Origin of the sequence: Hyphococcus aureus, from assembly GCF_042643165.1 — a bacterium.
Lineage (GTDB): Bacteria > Pseudomonadota > Alphaproteobacteria > Caulobacterales > Parvularculaceae > Hyphococcus > Hyphococcus aureus.
The window spans coordinates 1617618-1632505 of the sequence record NZ_JBHRSH010000001.1; the positions used below are offsets into that span (position 1 = coordinate 1617618).

Consider the following 14888-nt stretch of genomic DNA (forward strand, 5'->3'; position numbering starts at 1 on the left):
GGGCGGATGGAATGCAGGAGCTCTTGTCGCACGAGATCATCGAGCCGCTGCTTGTTTTCGGCCCGGGCGTGTTGGTCGCATTGATTATTCTCGCCGTCGCATCAAAGGGGCTGAGGGGCTCTGCGGGCGCAGCGCTTGGCGCTTTTTTCTTCAGTATTTGTGCGGTCATCGCCCTGACCGCGGCGATAATCTTCGGGCTCATTGAGTTTTATCTGCCCGGCGCCATCGCCAATTGCGAGGCGCTGGAACAAGCGGCGTGGGAGCGGGGCGAGCCGGGCATTTTCGACTGCGAAGATGAAGGGCTGATCGTCGCCTTCCCGGTTTTTGCGGCCGGCGGGGCGCTGATCATCATTCTGGTCGGATCCCTGCTTATTCGTCTGACAAGGCGGCGTTCGATATAAAAACGGCGCCACAAGGGCGCCATTTTCTTTTCGTGACCTCCGGCGTTATTCCGGGCTGATATATTTATGCACCATGCGGGTGGTTTTGCCGCGCAGGCCCGATTCAAAGAAATTATTCTTCAGATCATCTTCCGGGTTCATGTGTATGTCATCGGCGGCGCCGGCGAATTCAAATCCGACGCTTGTCACGTCAGCCTTGATGATGTCTTCAGGCGCGCGGTGCCAGGCGGCGCTTTGCGCGCGCGTCGACCCTGGTGCGGCTGTGTGCTCTATGATGGCGAAGACGCCGCCGGGTTTTAGGATGCGTTTGATCTCATTATAGGCGCGTGCGGAATTGGACGGCATTTCCTCACCGGAATCTTCGGCATAATGCAGATGGTGCGCGATCAGCGACAACAGTACAATGTCGACGGAATCGTCCTCGATCGGAAAAGGCTCGCCAGTCGCCGCTGTCGTGATCTCGATATTGCCGAAAGGTGCAAACTGCGCCTCTAAGGCGGCTCTGTTTTCTTCGAATCTCGGGTTGGTTGGGTAATGTGCGATGACCTTGCCGTCAGGGCCAACTACGCCTGACAGAATTTCCGTGAAATAGCCGCCGCCCGCCGCCAGATCGGCGACGGTCATGTCTTCCTCAACGCCATAAAATGCCAGCACCTCGCCCGGTTTGCGGCCCTCGTCACGGGCGCGGTTTTCTTCTTTACGCTGAGAATTATCAATGCCGGCCTTGATGTTGTATGGAATGTCTTTTGCCGCTGCTGCGCCGAACAAGGCGGCGCACAGAAGGGTGGTTGCGGCGGCGAATGCAAAATGTTTCATCAGAATCCTCCGATTTATGGATGCGGGAGCATCCGCCGAAAGCCTTGTCATTGCATGGCGCTTTCGATGAAGCGCTGCGCATTTGCGACGGCTTGAGTGTCCAATCACAATCGCGTGCGCAGCCTGTTGAGAAGGAATAGCGCGGATTAAAAAAACCGGCGCTGTAAGGGCGCCGGTTTTCCTTGGATCATGATCTTTCTTCTGATCAGCTTTTTTCGAAATGCATGACGCCCCAGGCGAGATGCCCTTGATCAGCGCCATCGACCCAGGATTGAAGACCGGCGAGCATGCGGTCGATATAATCCGGTGAGATTTTGCCTTCGAATTGCGGACGGCGCTCGGCCAGTTCGGCTTTGACCCGCGCATAGTGATTGCGCAGCTGATTGGTGAAGTCCTCGACAGCGACTTCGCTAAACCCTCTCTGCTCAAGCTCGCGGCGGTAAAAACCGAAAGACGCAAGGCTCGTCAGATGTATGCGGTCATAAATCGCTTGCAGAACGCTGGCGTCCGTCAAGGCGTCGGCTTGCATCGGGTCGGTGAAAATAAACTCACCGCCTTTTTTCAAAACGCGGGCGACTTCGTCGAGCACCTTGCCCCGATCGCCGGCATGAAGGATGGCGTCCTGCGACCAGACGATGTCGAACGCAGCGTCGTTCGCCGGAATGTCTTCGAAGGACCCTTCAAGAATGGCGATCTTATCGCTGAGGCCTTGTTCTTTGGTCAGGGCGTCGTTGCGATCATTCTCCACCCGGGAAAGGTTGAGGCAGGTGACATCGGCGCCAAAGCCGCCGGCGAGCACCCGCGCGGCGCCGCCATAGCCGGAGCCGATGTCCAGAACGTGGGCGCCGGGTTTCAGACCCCGAAGCCGGCGCGCCATATGCAGCACTGTTTCATGGCTCGCCTGTTTGATGGAGCGCTCGCTATCATAAAGGCCGATGTGAATGTCTTCACCGCCCCAGATAGCGGCGTAGAAATTATCCGCATCCTTGCTATCGTAATAGTCGCGCGCGATCTCGGTGACCGATGCTGTCTGTTGGTTCATTAGGCTTGCTCTATGAATGTCTTGTCAGCGATGTGCACGAGAAAATCCGGGTCGTGCTCGTCGAACGTTTCCTGAAAGTCGCCATAGGTGTTGACGCGCTGGAACCCGACTTCCTTCATGAGATTGCGCATATAGGCTTTGCGCAAGGGGAACATGTTGAGATAGTACTCGGAGCCGTCAGGGAATGTGTAGCGAAAGCGCGCCAGGGAGTTGTCCATGTGGGCAGGTTCGGCGGTGACCTTGTCGCCGCAATAATAATATTTGTGTTTGCTGTCGTAGCCGACATCGAGAATCGCGTCGTAATTGCGCTGATCGAGAATAAGAATGCCGTCATGTTTCAAGGCGGCGTAGAACTCGGCCAAGGCGCGGCGGCGGTCTTCTTCCTTGAAAAGATGCGTAAAGGAATTCCCGAGACAAATAATGGCGTCGAATTTTCCGACAATATCCCGGTTTAGCCAGCGCCAGTCCGAGTGAACTGTTTTCAGCATCAAATTGCGATCGCGGGCGTTTTCGAAAGCTTTGGCGACCATTTCGGCAGAACCATCGACGCTGGTGACGTCAAAGCCGGCTTTGAGGAGCTGAACTGAATGGAAACCCGTGCCGCAGGCGACATCGAGCACAGTTTTCTTCCCGCGCGCTTTCAGCATATCGATGAAGAACTGCCCTTCGCTTCTGGCCCGGGCGTTCCAATCGATCAAATCATCCCACTTTTCGACAAAACCGCGGATATATTCTTCCTGGTAATGATCGGTTTCACGGACCTCTATAGGGTTGTCCCCAAAATCCTGTGTCTGCGTATCATTGTTAGGTCGTTCTGTTGTAATCTGTTGATCTGAAGTCATGAATCTCTCTCTCCGCTTTATTCAAAAGCTCCGCGACCCGCGGAAATGCATGGCGCAAATTCGGCGCAGTTCGAGTCACGATTTCTGATTTCGGGGGCAGCCTAACGCGATGTTCTGGTGATTTGAACCGTGAAATTGGAATTTTTTGATGTTTTTTCGGTTTTTCTGCGGCTTTATCGCATTTTAATAATCAGTATAATGAGTAAATTCGGGGTTTCATAAAAATGATACATTTTGAATATGCGATTTTATCTAATGGACGAGTAGGGTTTTGCATATGAGCGCTTCGATGACGGATATGGATATTTGCGAACAAGGTGAACCTGACTGGCTAGATGTCTGGCGTGTGCTTGAGCCTGCTTTTCGCGCTGGTGAATCTTACCCTTTGCCGCGCGATGTCAGCGAGGAAGACGCGAAACGCTACTGGATCAAGACTGACGGCTTTAATGCAGTCGCGCGCGATCACAATGGTGCGGTTCTGGGTGTATATTATTTGCGCCCGGATCAGGGCGGTCCGGGCGATCATATCTGCAATGCGGGTTATGTCATCGCTGAGGCGGCGCGCGGTCGCGGGCTGGCGACGGCGCTCTGTCTTCAGTCACAGGATCAGGCGAGGGCGATGGGTTTTCGCGGCATGAAATTCAATCTGGTGGTGTCAACGAATGAAGCCGCGGTCAAAGCCTGGAAAAAAGCCGGAATGGAAATTATCGGAACTGTGCCCGGCGCGTTTTGTCATCCTGCGCGCGGCTTTGTCGACGCCTATATTATGTTCAGAGCGTTGTAGGAAAAATCCATGACCCAGCCATACGATGTTGAGTTCGCATCTCAGCAATATCAAAAATGGCTTGTTGCGCTGAAAGAGGCGGCAATGCTCGCGACCCTCAATCAGTCACAGGCGATGATGTGCGCCGTAATGCAGGAGTTGCGCGACAGTGTCAGCGATGAAGACGCGCTGGTGATCGCCAACGCGCTTCCCGCGCTGGCGCGCGGCGTCATGCTTGATGGCTGGGCGCTGGGGGCAAGGAAACACACCGTCGCCTCCGGGACTGAGTTTTACGAGCGCCTTGTATCGCGGCTGGAGCCCCATCAGCCGCCGCCGGAAGATATCGCCGAGGCTGTGTTCTCGGTCTGGCGAAGGGAGTTGCCGCCTCACAAGGCGAAACAGGTGGCGGAAAAGCTTCCTGAGGCGCTGCGCCCGCTCTGGGTGGGGTGAGAGGCTTTCCTTGTGAAGCGCGCCCGCTTGCGGCTATAGACCGGGCTCGAATTCAGGAAAGTCCCCATGGCCCGCATTCTCATCACTTCTGCGCTCCCCTATATCAATGGAATCAAGCATTTGGGGAATCTGGTGGGCTCCATGCTGCCGGCGGATGTCTATGCCCGTTTCAAGCGCCAGCAGGGCGATGAAGTGCTTTATATCTGCGCGACGGACGAGCACGGCACCCCGGCGGAGCTCGCGGCCCGGACAGCAGGCCAGGACGTCGCCGATTATTGCCGCGAGCAGCATGATATCCAGAAACAGGCCGGCGCCGAGTTCGGCCTTTCCTTCGATCATTTCGGCCGCTCGTCCAATCCGCCGAACCATCGCCTGACGCAGCATTTCGCTCATGTGCTGGAAGGAAAGGGCCTCATCGAAGAACGCACCGACGAACAGGTCTATTCCGTCGACGATGAGCGCTTTCTGCCGGACCGCTATGTGGAGGGCACATGCCCCCATTGCGATTATGAAAAGGCGCGCGGCGACCAATGCGACAATTGCGGACGCCTGCTTGATCCGACGGAGTTGAAAGACCCTTACTCGGCGATTTCCGGATCGAAGAATGTGGAAGTGCGCGCAACGAAGCATCTCTATCTTCTTCAAGGCCAGATGCAGGATCGGATCGCGAGCTGGATCAACTCGAAACCGGATTGGCCGCAGCTGACGAAATCCATTGCGCAAAAATGGTTGAAGGAAGGGCTTCGCGACCGGTCGATTACGCGCGATCTCAAATGGGGCATCCCCGTCGCTTATGAAGGCAAGGCGCGGCCCGGATTTGAAAACAAGGTTTTCTATGTCTGGTTCGATGCGCCCATCGAATATATCGCCGCGACAGAGGAATGGTCCGACAAGACGGGCGAAAACTGGGAGCGCTGGTGGCGCACCGACAAGGGCGCCGAGGATGTCCGCTATGTGGAATTCATGGGCAAGGACAATGTCGCCTTTCACACGGTGAGTTTTCCCGCCACCATTCTTGGCTCGGAAGAGCCGTGGAAGCTGGTGGACACGCTGAAATCCTTGAACTGGCTCACCTGGTATGGCGGCAAATTCTCCACCAGCCAGAACCGCGGCATTTTCATGGATCAGGCGCTGGAATTGCTGCCCGCCGATTACTGGCGCTGGCATTTGATGGCGAATGCGCCGGAATCCGACGACGCGTCCTTCACGCTTGAGCATTTTGCATCGGTTGTGAACAAAGACCTTGCGGACGTTCTCGGCAACTTCGTCAATCGCATCACCCGCTTTTGCAGCGCGCGATTTGGCGAGGCGGTTCCGGCCGAAGGCGACTATGGCGAACCGGAAGCGGCGCTTGAAAAAGAACTCGACGCCAAGATCAAATCCTACACGGATAATCTCGAGCAGATGGAGTTCAGGAAAGCATTTGCGGATCTGCGCGGCATCTGGGTCGCCGGCAATGAATATCTGCAAGTCGCGGCTCCGTGGACGGTCATCAAACAGGATAAGGATAAAGCCGCCGCGTCAGTGCGCTGCGCTCTCAATTTGATTGCGTTGTTTGCGGCGTTGTCGCGTCCCGTTATCCCATTCACGGCGGACAAGATGTTCGCTATATTCAATCTCGATCCTGCGGAGGCGTCGGCCTGGCCGAGTTCCGCCAAAGAAGCGCTTTCGCGGTTCAAGGGCGGCGAGGCGTTTTCGCCGCCAGATGTTCTCTTTGCGAAGATCGAGGACGATCAGGTGACCGAATGGCGCGACCGGTTCGGGGCGGAGTAAGGGAAAAATGATGCGGCGTATTGCAACCATTATTTTGTCTGTATGTTTTCTCGCCGCCTGTTCGCCCGATGCGGAGCGCACGGCGCCGCCGCCCGCCGCAGGCGATAATGTGAATGTCATCACCGGGCTGATGGCGGCGTTCAATGACCATGACGCCGACAAGATGCGCGACTATTGGCACTCGGACGTCACCTGGATTGAACTTTCCGGCGAACAGGCGAGTCCGGTGACGACCAGCGCAATGCAGCTTCATGACGAGCTTGTCGCCTATTTCGAGGCCTATCCGACCGTATCGTCGAGCCTTGAGAACATCACCGTCAACGGCAATTTCGTAACCGCCGTGGAGCGCCCGGTTTGGCAGGAAGCGGGTGAGCGTAAATCCCAAGCCTCGATCGTTGTGTATGAAATCATTGACGGCAAGGTGAAACGCTTCTGGTATTACCCTCCGCAATAGGAGGCGACACCCATGATGAAAGATCTGTTTTCGCTCGAAGGCCGCATAGCGCTGGTCACCGGCGGCTCGCGCGGCATCGGCAAGATGATCGCGCAGGGCTTTCTGGAGCAGGGCGCCAAGGTCTATATCACCGCGCGTAAAGCGCCCGCCTGCGATCAGGCGGCGGAAGAATTATCGCAATATGGAACATGTGTGTCGCTGCCGCACGACCTTTCCAGCGTTGCGGGCTGCGAGGCGCTGGCGGCGGAGCTTGCGACTCATGAAACCGGGCTTGATATTCTGGTGAACAATGCGGGCGCTGCATGGGGCGCCGATTTCGACGACTATCCCGAAAGCGGCTGGGACAAGACCATGGACCTCAATGTGAAGTCGCTGTTTTTCATGACGCAGAAGCTTCATCCGCTTCTGAAAAAAGCGGCGAGCAAAGACCCTGCGGGCAAGGTGATCAACATCGCGTCGATCGACGGCATCAAAATCAATCCGTGGGAAACCTATGCTTATCAGGCGTCAAAGGCGGCGGTCATTCACCTGACCCGGCGCATGGCGGCGCGACTCATTCAGGACAATATCTGCGTCTCCGGCATCGCACCGGGCGCGTTCCCGTCGGAAATGAACAAGGCGGCGAAAGATCATGGCGACGCAGTCGCGAAAATGATCCCGGCGAAACGCATCGGCCGCGACAGCGATATGGCGGGCACGGCGGTGTTCCTCGCCTCGCGCGCCGGTGATTATGTGGTGGGCGATACGCTCGCCGTCGATGGCGGCGTCGCCTATTCGCAAATCGGACAGGCTTGGGGTTAAGTTCTAAAGATCAGGGGTTAAACCCGCCAGCTTTCAAAAACGCGATTTCTTCCGGCGACGACTTGCGCCCGAAGGTTTTGTTCCGGTGCGGAAAACGCCCGAAGCGCTTGACGATGTCGCGATGCTCTATGGCGTAGGGCAGATTCATGCCGGTCGGGAGCCGCGCCTTGAACAGCGTAACGCATTCCTCCTGCACCGATAAATCTTCGGCGTGCATGAGCGGCATGTAAAAGAACGCCTTGCGCTGATCGTTCACCAGATGATCGAACCGCCGCGCCAGCGCTTCGCGCGCGACATCGAGCGCCTGAGAATCCTGCGCGAAGGCCTTCGGCGTGTCGCGATAGAGATTGCGCGAAAACTGATCGAGGATGAGGATCAGCGACAGCGAATAAACCGGGTGCGCGCGCCAGACATCGAGTCGCCCGCGTGTCGCCGCCTGATGCATCGCGCCGAACCGCGTCTTGATCGCTTCGTCAAAGGCGTCGTCGCGCCGGAACCACTGATAAGGCTTCGTTTCTTCAAACCAGAAGTGGAGAACGGCGTCGCCATTGGCGTTTGTGGGGCGGATAGAAATTGCGCATGACATAATACGCCAATTAATCATCAGCGATAGAAATTACAATTGAGGTTTTCGTTCAAGCAATGTTTTACGGCGTGTGGCCCAGCCGAGCCCAGCCAGTCCCGAAAGCAGGAGTGGAAGTCCAGCAGGGAGGGGGACGTCGGAGATCGCCTCCGCCTCCAGTGATTCCAGATAGAACTCAGTGTTTACATATCCGAACGCCATTTGGAAAACACGCCCGAATTCACCAGCCATTGCACGGAGAACCAGGTCGGAAAATGTCGTTATGCCGCCTACAGACGCATCCAGTCCGCCAATATAAAACTCAACTAAACCATCTGAGTCGTTCAGGGATTGATTGTCGATGCCGCGAAACGACAAGGCGTTCAGATAAGTGTAATCCCAAAAAATAACCAGAAGCGCTTCATCTTCACCATCTGCTCCATCAACCGCAGTGTCCGCTGGGTTTTCGCAGGGAAAGCCGGAGTCAAAAAAACCAGGGTTGCCAACAACTGAGCGACAAACGCCCGCTCCTCTCGAAGCGCTCATCGCGGGGTCGTCAAGATAGGCCTCAACATCAAGGCTGCCGCCTCCGGTAAATCCGTCATTCGTTGCGACAATATTTTGGCTAGCTCTCAGCCGAAGAAGAACGTCATCACCGAAGTCGATCAGGTCCCCTGTAGCATGTCCCGGATTAGAGGCCGCGTAGTCAACAAAGTTTACCAATGTCGCCTTTGCAGGCATGCAACTCAGGCCGACGGCCATAAAAGTAATGGAAATAAGAGCGCCAAATTTCATGAAATAAGCCTCGTCTAGTGTTGCGTTCCAGTACAATTGCCAATGCATTTACATTGTCAATTGGCGTATCCTTGTTAAGCGTAAATCTTCATATAGTTGTTACAGCAAGGCTTCATTCTACAACCGCCATGCGTGATGTGTTTGCGGCGGCTCAATCTTGGCGTGCGATTCCAACAGCCTTTTTCATCACAGTAGGCAACCGCGCTTCATCGGGCTTTATCCATTGCTGGCTTGCGCCTTTTCGAAATCCTTTCGGCGCCACGCCGGCGTAAACATCAAGCGTCAAATGGAAATGCGTGAAGGTATGCGTCGCTTCGCCGGTTTTTTTCCATTTGGATTTGGCTGGCGCCGACGCGAAAAGATCGCCCTTCAATTCTTCTTTCCACTCCGTGCCGGGTAGGCCGAGCATGCCGCCTAGCAGACCTTTTTCCGGCCGCCGCTCAAACAGCATTTCGCCGCGCGTATTGGTCAGGGCGAAGACAGCGCCGATACGGTTTGGTTTTGCTTTCTTCGCCGCCTTCACCGGAAAATTTTCCTGCGTCCCGGCTTTCTGCGCCGCGCAATGTTTTGAAATCGGGCACAGCAGGCATGACGGCGCTTTCGGGCGGCAGATGCTTGCGCCGAGATCCATCAGGCTTTGCGCAAAATCGCCGGAGCGTTTGTCAGGCCAGATTTTTTCAAGCCGCTCCCTGATCTCTGACTTTGCGGCGGGCAGGGGCGTTTCGATTTCATAAAGCCTTGAGACAACGCGCTCGACATTGCCGTCGATGACGATGGCGCGCTGGTCAAAAGCGATGGCGGCGATCGCGGCGGCGGTGTAATCGCCAATGCCGGGCAGCGCGCGCAAGCCGTCCTCATTATCAGGAAAAACACCGCCATGGTCATTCGCCACGACAACAGCGCATTTATGAAGATTGCGCGCGCGGGCATAGTAACCGAGCCCCGCCCATTGCCCGAGAATATCTTCCTGCGGCGCGGCGGCCATGGCGTTCACATCGGGCCAGCGCGTCAGGAACTCTGCATAGCGGGGGCCGACCGTCGCTACGGTAGTTTGCTGCAACATGATTTCCGACAGCCACACGGCATATGGGTCGGGCCGTCCACGGGCGTTCGGCCCCACGCGCCAGGGCAAGTCGCGCGCATGGCGGTCATACCAGGCGAGCAACTCGCCTGAGAGCGGGGGAGCGATTGGGGATTTCTTTTGCGAAGCTTTTGGCACGTTCTGGCGCAGCGGCGTTTTCTCTGTCGACGCGTCAGTGTTAGTGTGTCGGCATGCAAACGGCAAAGCCTCTATGAACTATCGGCCCACACGTCCCGCTCGTTCCTCAGCGCCCGCCATCGCCCGGGCGTCGGCGGGTGTATTCCGTGATCTCGCCCAGCGCACAAAATTCATGGACCCGGCGCTGGCCGAACGCTGGCCCCAGCTCGCCGGGGAAAAGCTCGCCGCGCTCTGCCGGCCGGGCAGGCTCACGGGCCGGGGTCTCGGGCGCACGCTGGAGCTTTATGTCCCCCATGGCGCGGCGGCCGCGGCGGCGGAAATGGAGCGGGACGGGCTGATCGCCCGGCTCAACGCTTATCTGGGGCCGGGATCGGTGTCGCGCATCGCCATCATCCAGACCGGCAAGGCCACAAAGGCGCCGACACGGCCTGCGGCAGGGAAAGCCGAGACGGCAGGGGGTGATGCCGAGCTTGGCGCGGCGCTGGCGTCCTTCAGGGCCGCCATTCATCGCCGAAACGGCGGAAAATAAACCCCTTTTGACTTGCGCAGACGCCCGCCATCGGCGATTTTGCGCACAATTCGATTTAGGTAGGCTGCGCCTCGCCGCAGCCGGTATTGAAAGGCAATTCCCGTGATGTCCCTTAATCTCGTCTCTTCACGCCGCCCGGCCATTTCCGCCATTGCCGCTGGCGGGCTGGCGCTCCTTCTCGCCGCCTGCGGCGGGGCCAATTCCTCGGAATCGGAGACCCCGGGCGCGGAGACGGCGGCTGGCGGATCGATCGAAAAGCACGGAGAGGGCTCGCTTGGCGACATGGCCATGGGGGAGGCGGATGCGCCCATCACCGTCGTTGAATACGCGTCGGTGACCTGCCCCCATTGCGCGACCTTCCACCAGGAGATCTTTCCGGAGATCAAGAAGAATTATATCGACACCGGCAAGGTTCGGTTCATCTTCCGTGAATTTCCGACGGCCCCGGCCAATCTTTCCGTAGCAGGCTCCATGTTGGCGCGTTGCGCCGCTGAAAAACGCGGCGATGACGCCTATTTCGTGATCCTGAACGCGCTGTTTCAGACTCAGCGCACCTGGATTTACGGGGAGAGCCCCCGCGACGAACTGTTGAAGATCGCGTCCCAGGCCGGGATGAGCGCGGAAGACTTCGACGCCTGCGTCCAAAGAAAAGAATTGCTTGATTTAATTAATGAAAATATCAAGGAAGGCAGCGAAAAATACGGCATCAACTCAACCCCGAGCTTCGTTGTCGAGGGGCAGACGCGCCATTTTTCGAACGCCGAGGATTTCTCCAAGGCGCTGGACGAGGCGCTGGAGAAAAAAACCGATGGCGGCGCGGGCGGCGAGTGACGGGCTGGGGAATAAGTCTTTGGACGCGGGGGCGTCCAAGGCCTTGGCCTCGCATCAGAATCGCCGATCTCTAACGCCTTTGGAAACAGCGCCGCCAATGTGGGTGGCGGCGTTGTCGTTATCGGGAAAAGACCTGTGAAATTCACCAATGTCCGCCTTGTCGGCTTCAAATCCTTTGTCGAGCCGACCGACTTCGAAATCCGCGAGGGCCTGACCGGCATTGTGGGGCCGAATGGCTGCGGCAAGTCGAACCTGCTTGAGGCGCTGCGCTGGGTGATGGGCGCCACCTCGGCGAAGGCGCTGCGCGGCGACGGCATGGAAGCGGTTATCTTCTCCGGCACCACCATGCGGCCCGCGCGCAATTGGGCCGAAGTCATTCTGACGCTGGACAATTCCGACCGCTCGGCGCCGGCCGAATATAACGAACATGAAACGCTTGAGGTCTCGCGCCGCATCATCCGCAAGGAAGAGGGCACGCAGTCCATTTATCGCATCAATTCGAAGGAAGTGCGCGCAAAAGACGTCCAGCTTCTGTTTGCAGACGCTTCCACGGGCGCGAACTCACCGGCGCTGGTCCGTCAGGGCCAGGTCGCGGAGCTGATCTCCGCCAAGCCGCAGAACCGCCGCCGCCTGCTGGAAGAAGCCGCGGGCGTCACCGGGCTTCATTCCCGCCGTCACGAGGCTGAATTGCGTCTGCGCGCCGCCGAGCAAAATCTTGAGCGTCTTGATGACGTGATCGGCGAACTTGAAACGCAAAAGACCGCGCTCGCCCGCCAGGCGCGTCAGGCGACGCGTTACCGCAATGTCTCCGGCGATATTCGCCGCACCGAAGCGATGTTGTCTTTCATCCGCTGGCGCGATGCTGTCGAGGCGCAGGAAAAAGCCGAAGCGGGATTGAAAGAAATCAGTGCGCTGATTGAAGAGACCGCGCGTGTCGCGGCGCTGGCGACGACGGCGCAGGCGAACGCCCATGAAGCGCTCGACCCGTTGCGCCTTTCGGAGGCGGAAGCCGCCGCTGCGCTTCACCGTCTGACTGTTGCGCGCGAAGGTCTGGATGAAGAAGCGCGCCGCGCCGAAGCGGAGCTTGCCCGCCTTTCTGGCGAAATCGAGCGCCTTAAAGGCGACATGGCGCGGGAGAAAGACCTCCTCGCTGACGCTGACAACGCGGTGGAGGCCCTTTCGGGTGAAGAGGAAGCCCTGCGCCAGCGTGAGGCGTCTGAGGCCGAGCATGTGACCGCCGCGCAAACGGCGATGGTTGAGGCCGCCGCCGCGCTTGAAGCGGCGGAATCGCTTTTCGACCAGAAATCGAAAGAAGCCGCTGATATCGAGGCGCGCCGCAAGGCTGTCTCCGGCAATCTTTCCGCCGCCGAGCGCCGGCTGGAGAAAATTGAAGAGCAGATCCGTTCCTATACGGATGAGCGCCAGTTGATCGAGCCCACGCCGGAACAGGCGCAGGCGCTCGAAGAGGCGAAAGCGCGCTTTGCTTCGGCTGAAGAAGCCGCGAACGCCGCTGAAGCCGCCTTCCATCGTGCAGAGGAAGAGCGTTCGGCTGCGGAAGAACGCGAGACGGAACTGCGCGGCCCATTGCGCAAGGCGGAGCAAAGCCTCACAGAACTCGATGCGGAACGTGAGGCCCTGCGCCGGGTGCTCGCCGCCAATGAAAGCGAAGACTGGACGCCGCTGATCGAAATGATCGAGGTGGACGCCGGTTATGAAAACGCACTCGCAGCGGCGCTTGGCGACGATCTTGGCGCCGCGGTGGATGAGGCCGCGCCCGCCCATTGGTCGCATCTCGGCGAAACGGCTACGGATCTTTCCCTGCCTGAGGGCGTTTCGCCTTTGTCGCGTTTTGTCCGCGCGCCCGCAGCGCTCAACCGTCGTCTTGCCGCGATTGGCGTCATCGAGCGCGAAGTCGGCGCCGAGTTGCGCGCGCAGTTAAAGCCGGGTCAGCGGCTTGTCTCCCGCGATGGCGATCTCTGGCGCTGGGACGGTTTCACAACCCATGCAGACGCCAAAACATCCGCCGCGATCCGTCTTGAACAACGCAACCGCCTGGCCGTGCTCGATCGCAATTTTGTCGACGCAGAGGCGAGCGCAGAGGCCGCCCGTCATGAGCATGGTGAAGCGACGCAAAGTCTGAAATCGAAACAGGCGAATGAACGTGAAGTGCGCTCGCTCTTTAATGACGCGCGCAGGGCGCTGGACACCGCGCGCACAAATCTCAACGAGCTGGAGCGCGGCCATGAGCGCGCCGCCGCCCGCCTTTCGTCCATTGACGAAAACCTGGCGCGTCTCGGCGAAGAAAAAACTGAAAGCGAACGCACCCGGGAAACCTTGACGGCGGAACATGCATCCTTCCCCGATGCGAATTTGATCGGCGAAGGCGTGGAGCGGGCGCGTGAACAGGTTGCCTCAGCGCGCGCCCATGCCGCGGAAACGCGCACCGCGCATAATGACCTCGCCAATGACGCGCGCCGCCGGGCGGAACGGCTGAATGAGATTGCGCGCGACAAAAATTCCTGGGCCCAGCGCGGCGACGCTGCGCGCGGACGCATCGCCGAAATCGAAACGCATCTGAGTGATGTGACCTCCGCCCATGAGGCCGCCGCCGGCGCGCCCGCCGTGATCGAGGAGAAGCGCAAGGCGCTGCTCGATCAGCTTTCCGGCGCGGAGGCCCGCCGCAACGAGGCCGCAGACGCGCTGGCTGAAGGCCAGCATGTCGCTATGGAAGCGGCGAAAACCGCCAAGGCCGCTGACACCGAAGCTGCGGAAGCGCGCGAGGCGCGTGCGCGTCTTCAGGCGCAGGCCGAAGCCGCCGCCGAGCGTGTCGAAGAGGCGACCCGGTTGTCACATGAGACTTGTGAGGCCGAGCCCGATCAATTGCTGGCGATCGCTGAACATAAAGAAGGCGTCGATCTTCCGGACCGGGACGATGTGGAGCGCAAGCTTGAGCGCTATAAGCGCGAGCGCGAAAATCTCGGTGGCGTAAACTTGCGCGCTGATGAAGAGATGCAGGAAGTCTCAACCCGTCTCGAAGAACTGGCGGTGGAGCGTGAGGATTGCGACAGCGCGATCCGCAAGCTGCGCACGGCGATCGGCAATTTGAACCGCGAAGCGCGCCAGCGCCTGCTCGAAGCGTTTGAAACGGTGAGCACAAACTTCACCGCCCTTTTCAAGCGGCTCTTCAATGGCGGTCAGGCGGAGTTGCGCCTCGTGGACGCCGAGGACCCGCTCGAAGCCGGTCTCGAAATTTTCGCATCGCCTCCGGGCAAAAAGCTCACATCCATGTCGCTGATGTCCGGCGGCGAACAGGCGCTGACGGCGACCGCGCTGATCTTTGCGGTGTTCATGGCCAATCCGGCGCCGGTCTGTGTGCTGGACGAGGTCGACGCCCCGCTCGATGACGCCAATGTGGACCGGTTCTGCGCAATGCTGCACGAAATGGCGGCGGAAACGGACACCCGCTTCATCGTCATCACGCACCACGCGCTCACCATGTCGCGCATGAGCCGCCTCTTCGGCGTGACCATGATTGAGCGCGGCGTGTCGCAGCTTGTCTCCGTGGACCTCACCAAAGCCGAAGAGCTGGTCGCGGCGGAGTAGGGCGTCT

General features: G+C 58.6%; 15 protein-coding genes. 9 read left to right on the forward strand and 6 right to left on the reverse strand.

Annotated features, from left to right (window positions below):
- Nucleotides 1-11 precede the first annotated feature (11 nt).
- Nucleotides 12-401, forward strand: coding sequence for a hypothetical protein (locus tag ACFOOP_RS07935; protein WP_379880364.1), 390 nt, complete (start codon nt 12-14; stop codon nt 399-401).
- Nucleotides 402-446: 45 nt separating this feature from the next.
- On the opposite strand, the gene ACFOOP_RS07940 is transcribed toward ACFOOP_RS07935, so the two are convergent.
- The 3 genes from ACFOOP_RS07940 to ACFOOP_RS07950 form a co-directional block, all read right to left on the reverse strand.
- Nucleotides 447-1217, reverse strand: coding sequence for a class I SAM-dependent methyltransferase (locus ACFOOP_RS07940; protein WP_379880365.1), 771 nt, complete (start codon nt 1215-1217; stop codon nt 447-449).
- A gap of 205 nt (nt 1218-1422) precedes the next feature.
- The gene (locus ACFOOP_RS07945; protein WP_379880366.1) at nt 1423-2259 is read right to left on the reverse strand and encodes an SAM-dependent methyltransferase; all 837 of its coding nucleotides are present in this window, start codon (nt 2257-2259) and stop codon (nt 1423-1425) included.
- Entirely contained in the window at nt 2259-3101 is an 843-nt protein-coding gene (locus ACFOOP_RS07950) for a glycine/sarcosine N-methyltransferase (protein WP_379880367.1), read from the reverse strand. The genes ACFOOP_RS07945 and ACFOOP_RS07950 overlap by 1 nt, the downstream gene beginning before the upstream one ends.
- 277 nt (nt 3102-3378) lie before the next feature.
- Here ACFOOP_RS07950 and ACFOOP_RS07955 point away from each other — a divergent pair, with 277 nt between their 5' ends.
- The 5 genes from ACFOOP_RS07955 to ACFOOP_RS07975 all read left to right on the forward strand — a co-directional run bounded on the left by ACFOOP_RS07955 (nt 3379) and on the right by ACFOOP_RS07975 (nt 7342).
- A complete protein-coding gene (locus tag ACFOOP_RS07955; RefSeq protein WP_379880368.1) occupies nt 3379-3885 on the forward strand; it encodes a GNAT family N-acetyltransferase in 507 nt (168 codons plus the stop codon).
- A gap of 9 nt (nt 3886-3894) precedes the next feature.
- On the forward strand, nt 3895-4314 hold the full coding sequence (locus ACFOOP_RS07960; RefSeq protein ID WP_379880369.1) for a DUF2267 domain-containing protein: 420 nt from the start codon (nt 3895-3897) through the stop codon (nt 4312-4314).
- 66 nt (nt 4315-4380) lie between these two features.
- Entirely contained in the window at nt 4381-6087 is a 1707-nt protein-coding gene (metG, locus tag ACFOOP_RS07965) for a methionine--tRNA ligase (protein ID WP_379880370.1), read from the forward strand.
- Between the two features lie 7 nt (nt 6088-6094).
- Nucleotides 6095-6541, forward strand: a complete 447-nt coding sequence (locus tag ACFOOP_RS07970) for a nuclear transport factor 2 family protein (RefSeq protein ID WP_379880371.1) — start codon at nt 6095-6097, stop codon at nt 6539-6541.
- A gap of 12 nt (nt 6542-6553) precedes the next feature.
- Nucleotides 6554-7342 carry an SDR family oxidoreductase gene (locus ACFOOP_RS07975; protein WP_379880372.1) on the forward strand — a complete coding sequence of 263 codons (789 nt, stop codon included), beginning with the start codon at nt 6554-6556 and terminating at the stop codon, nt 7340-7342.
- Between the two features lie 10 nt (nt 7343-7352).
- On the opposite strand, the gene ACFOOP_RS07980 is transcribed toward ACFOOP_RS07975, so the two are convergent.
- The 3 genes from ACFOOP_RS07980 to mutY form a co-directional block, all read right to left on the reverse strand.
- A complete protein-coding gene (locus ACFOOP_RS07980; RefSeq protein ID WP_379880373.1) occupies nt 7353-7928 on the reverse strand; it encodes a DUF924 family protein in 576 nt (191 codons plus the stop codon).
- Nucleotides 7929-7958: 30 nt separating this feature from the next.
- On the reverse strand, nt 7959-8699 hold the full coding sequence (locus ACFOOP_RS07985; RefSeq protein ID WP_379880374.1) for a VPLPA-CTERM sorting domain-containing protein: 741 nt from the start codon (nt 8697-8699) through the stop codon (nt 7959-7961).
- Nucleotides 8700-8850: 151 nt separating this feature from the next.
- Complete coding sequence (mutY, locus tag ACFOOP_RS07990; protein ID WP_379880375.1) at nt 8851-9918, reverse strand: A/G-specific adenine glycosylase; 1068 nt, start codon at nt 9916-9918, stop codon at nt 8851-8853.
- A 73-nt stretch (nt 9919-9991) separates the two neighbouring features.
- Between mutY and ACFOOP_RS07995 the strand changes: the two genes are divergently transcribed.
- From ACFOOP_RS07995 to smc, 3 genes are all read left to right on the forward strand, one after another.
- Nucleotides 9992-10447, forward strand: coding sequence for a DciA family protein (locus ACFOOP_RS07995; protein WP_379880376.1), 456 nt, complete (start codon nt 9992-9994; stop codon nt 10445-10447).
- Between the two features lie 105 nt (nt 10448-10552).
- Complete coding sequence (locus tag ACFOOP_RS08000; protein ID WP_379880377.1) at nt 10553-11278, forward strand: DsbA family protein; 726 nt, start codon at nt 10553-10555, stop codon at nt 11276-11278.
- A 135-nt stretch (nt 11279-11413) separates the two neighbouring features.
- Nucleotides 11414-14881 carry a chromosome segregation protein SMC gene (gene smc / locus ACFOOP_RS08005; RefSeq protein WP_379880379.1) on the forward strand — a complete coding sequence of 1156 codons (3468 nt, stop codon included), beginning with the start codon at nt 11414-11416 and terminating at the stop codon, nt 14879-14881.
- Nucleotides 14882-14888 lie beyond the last annotated feature (7 nt).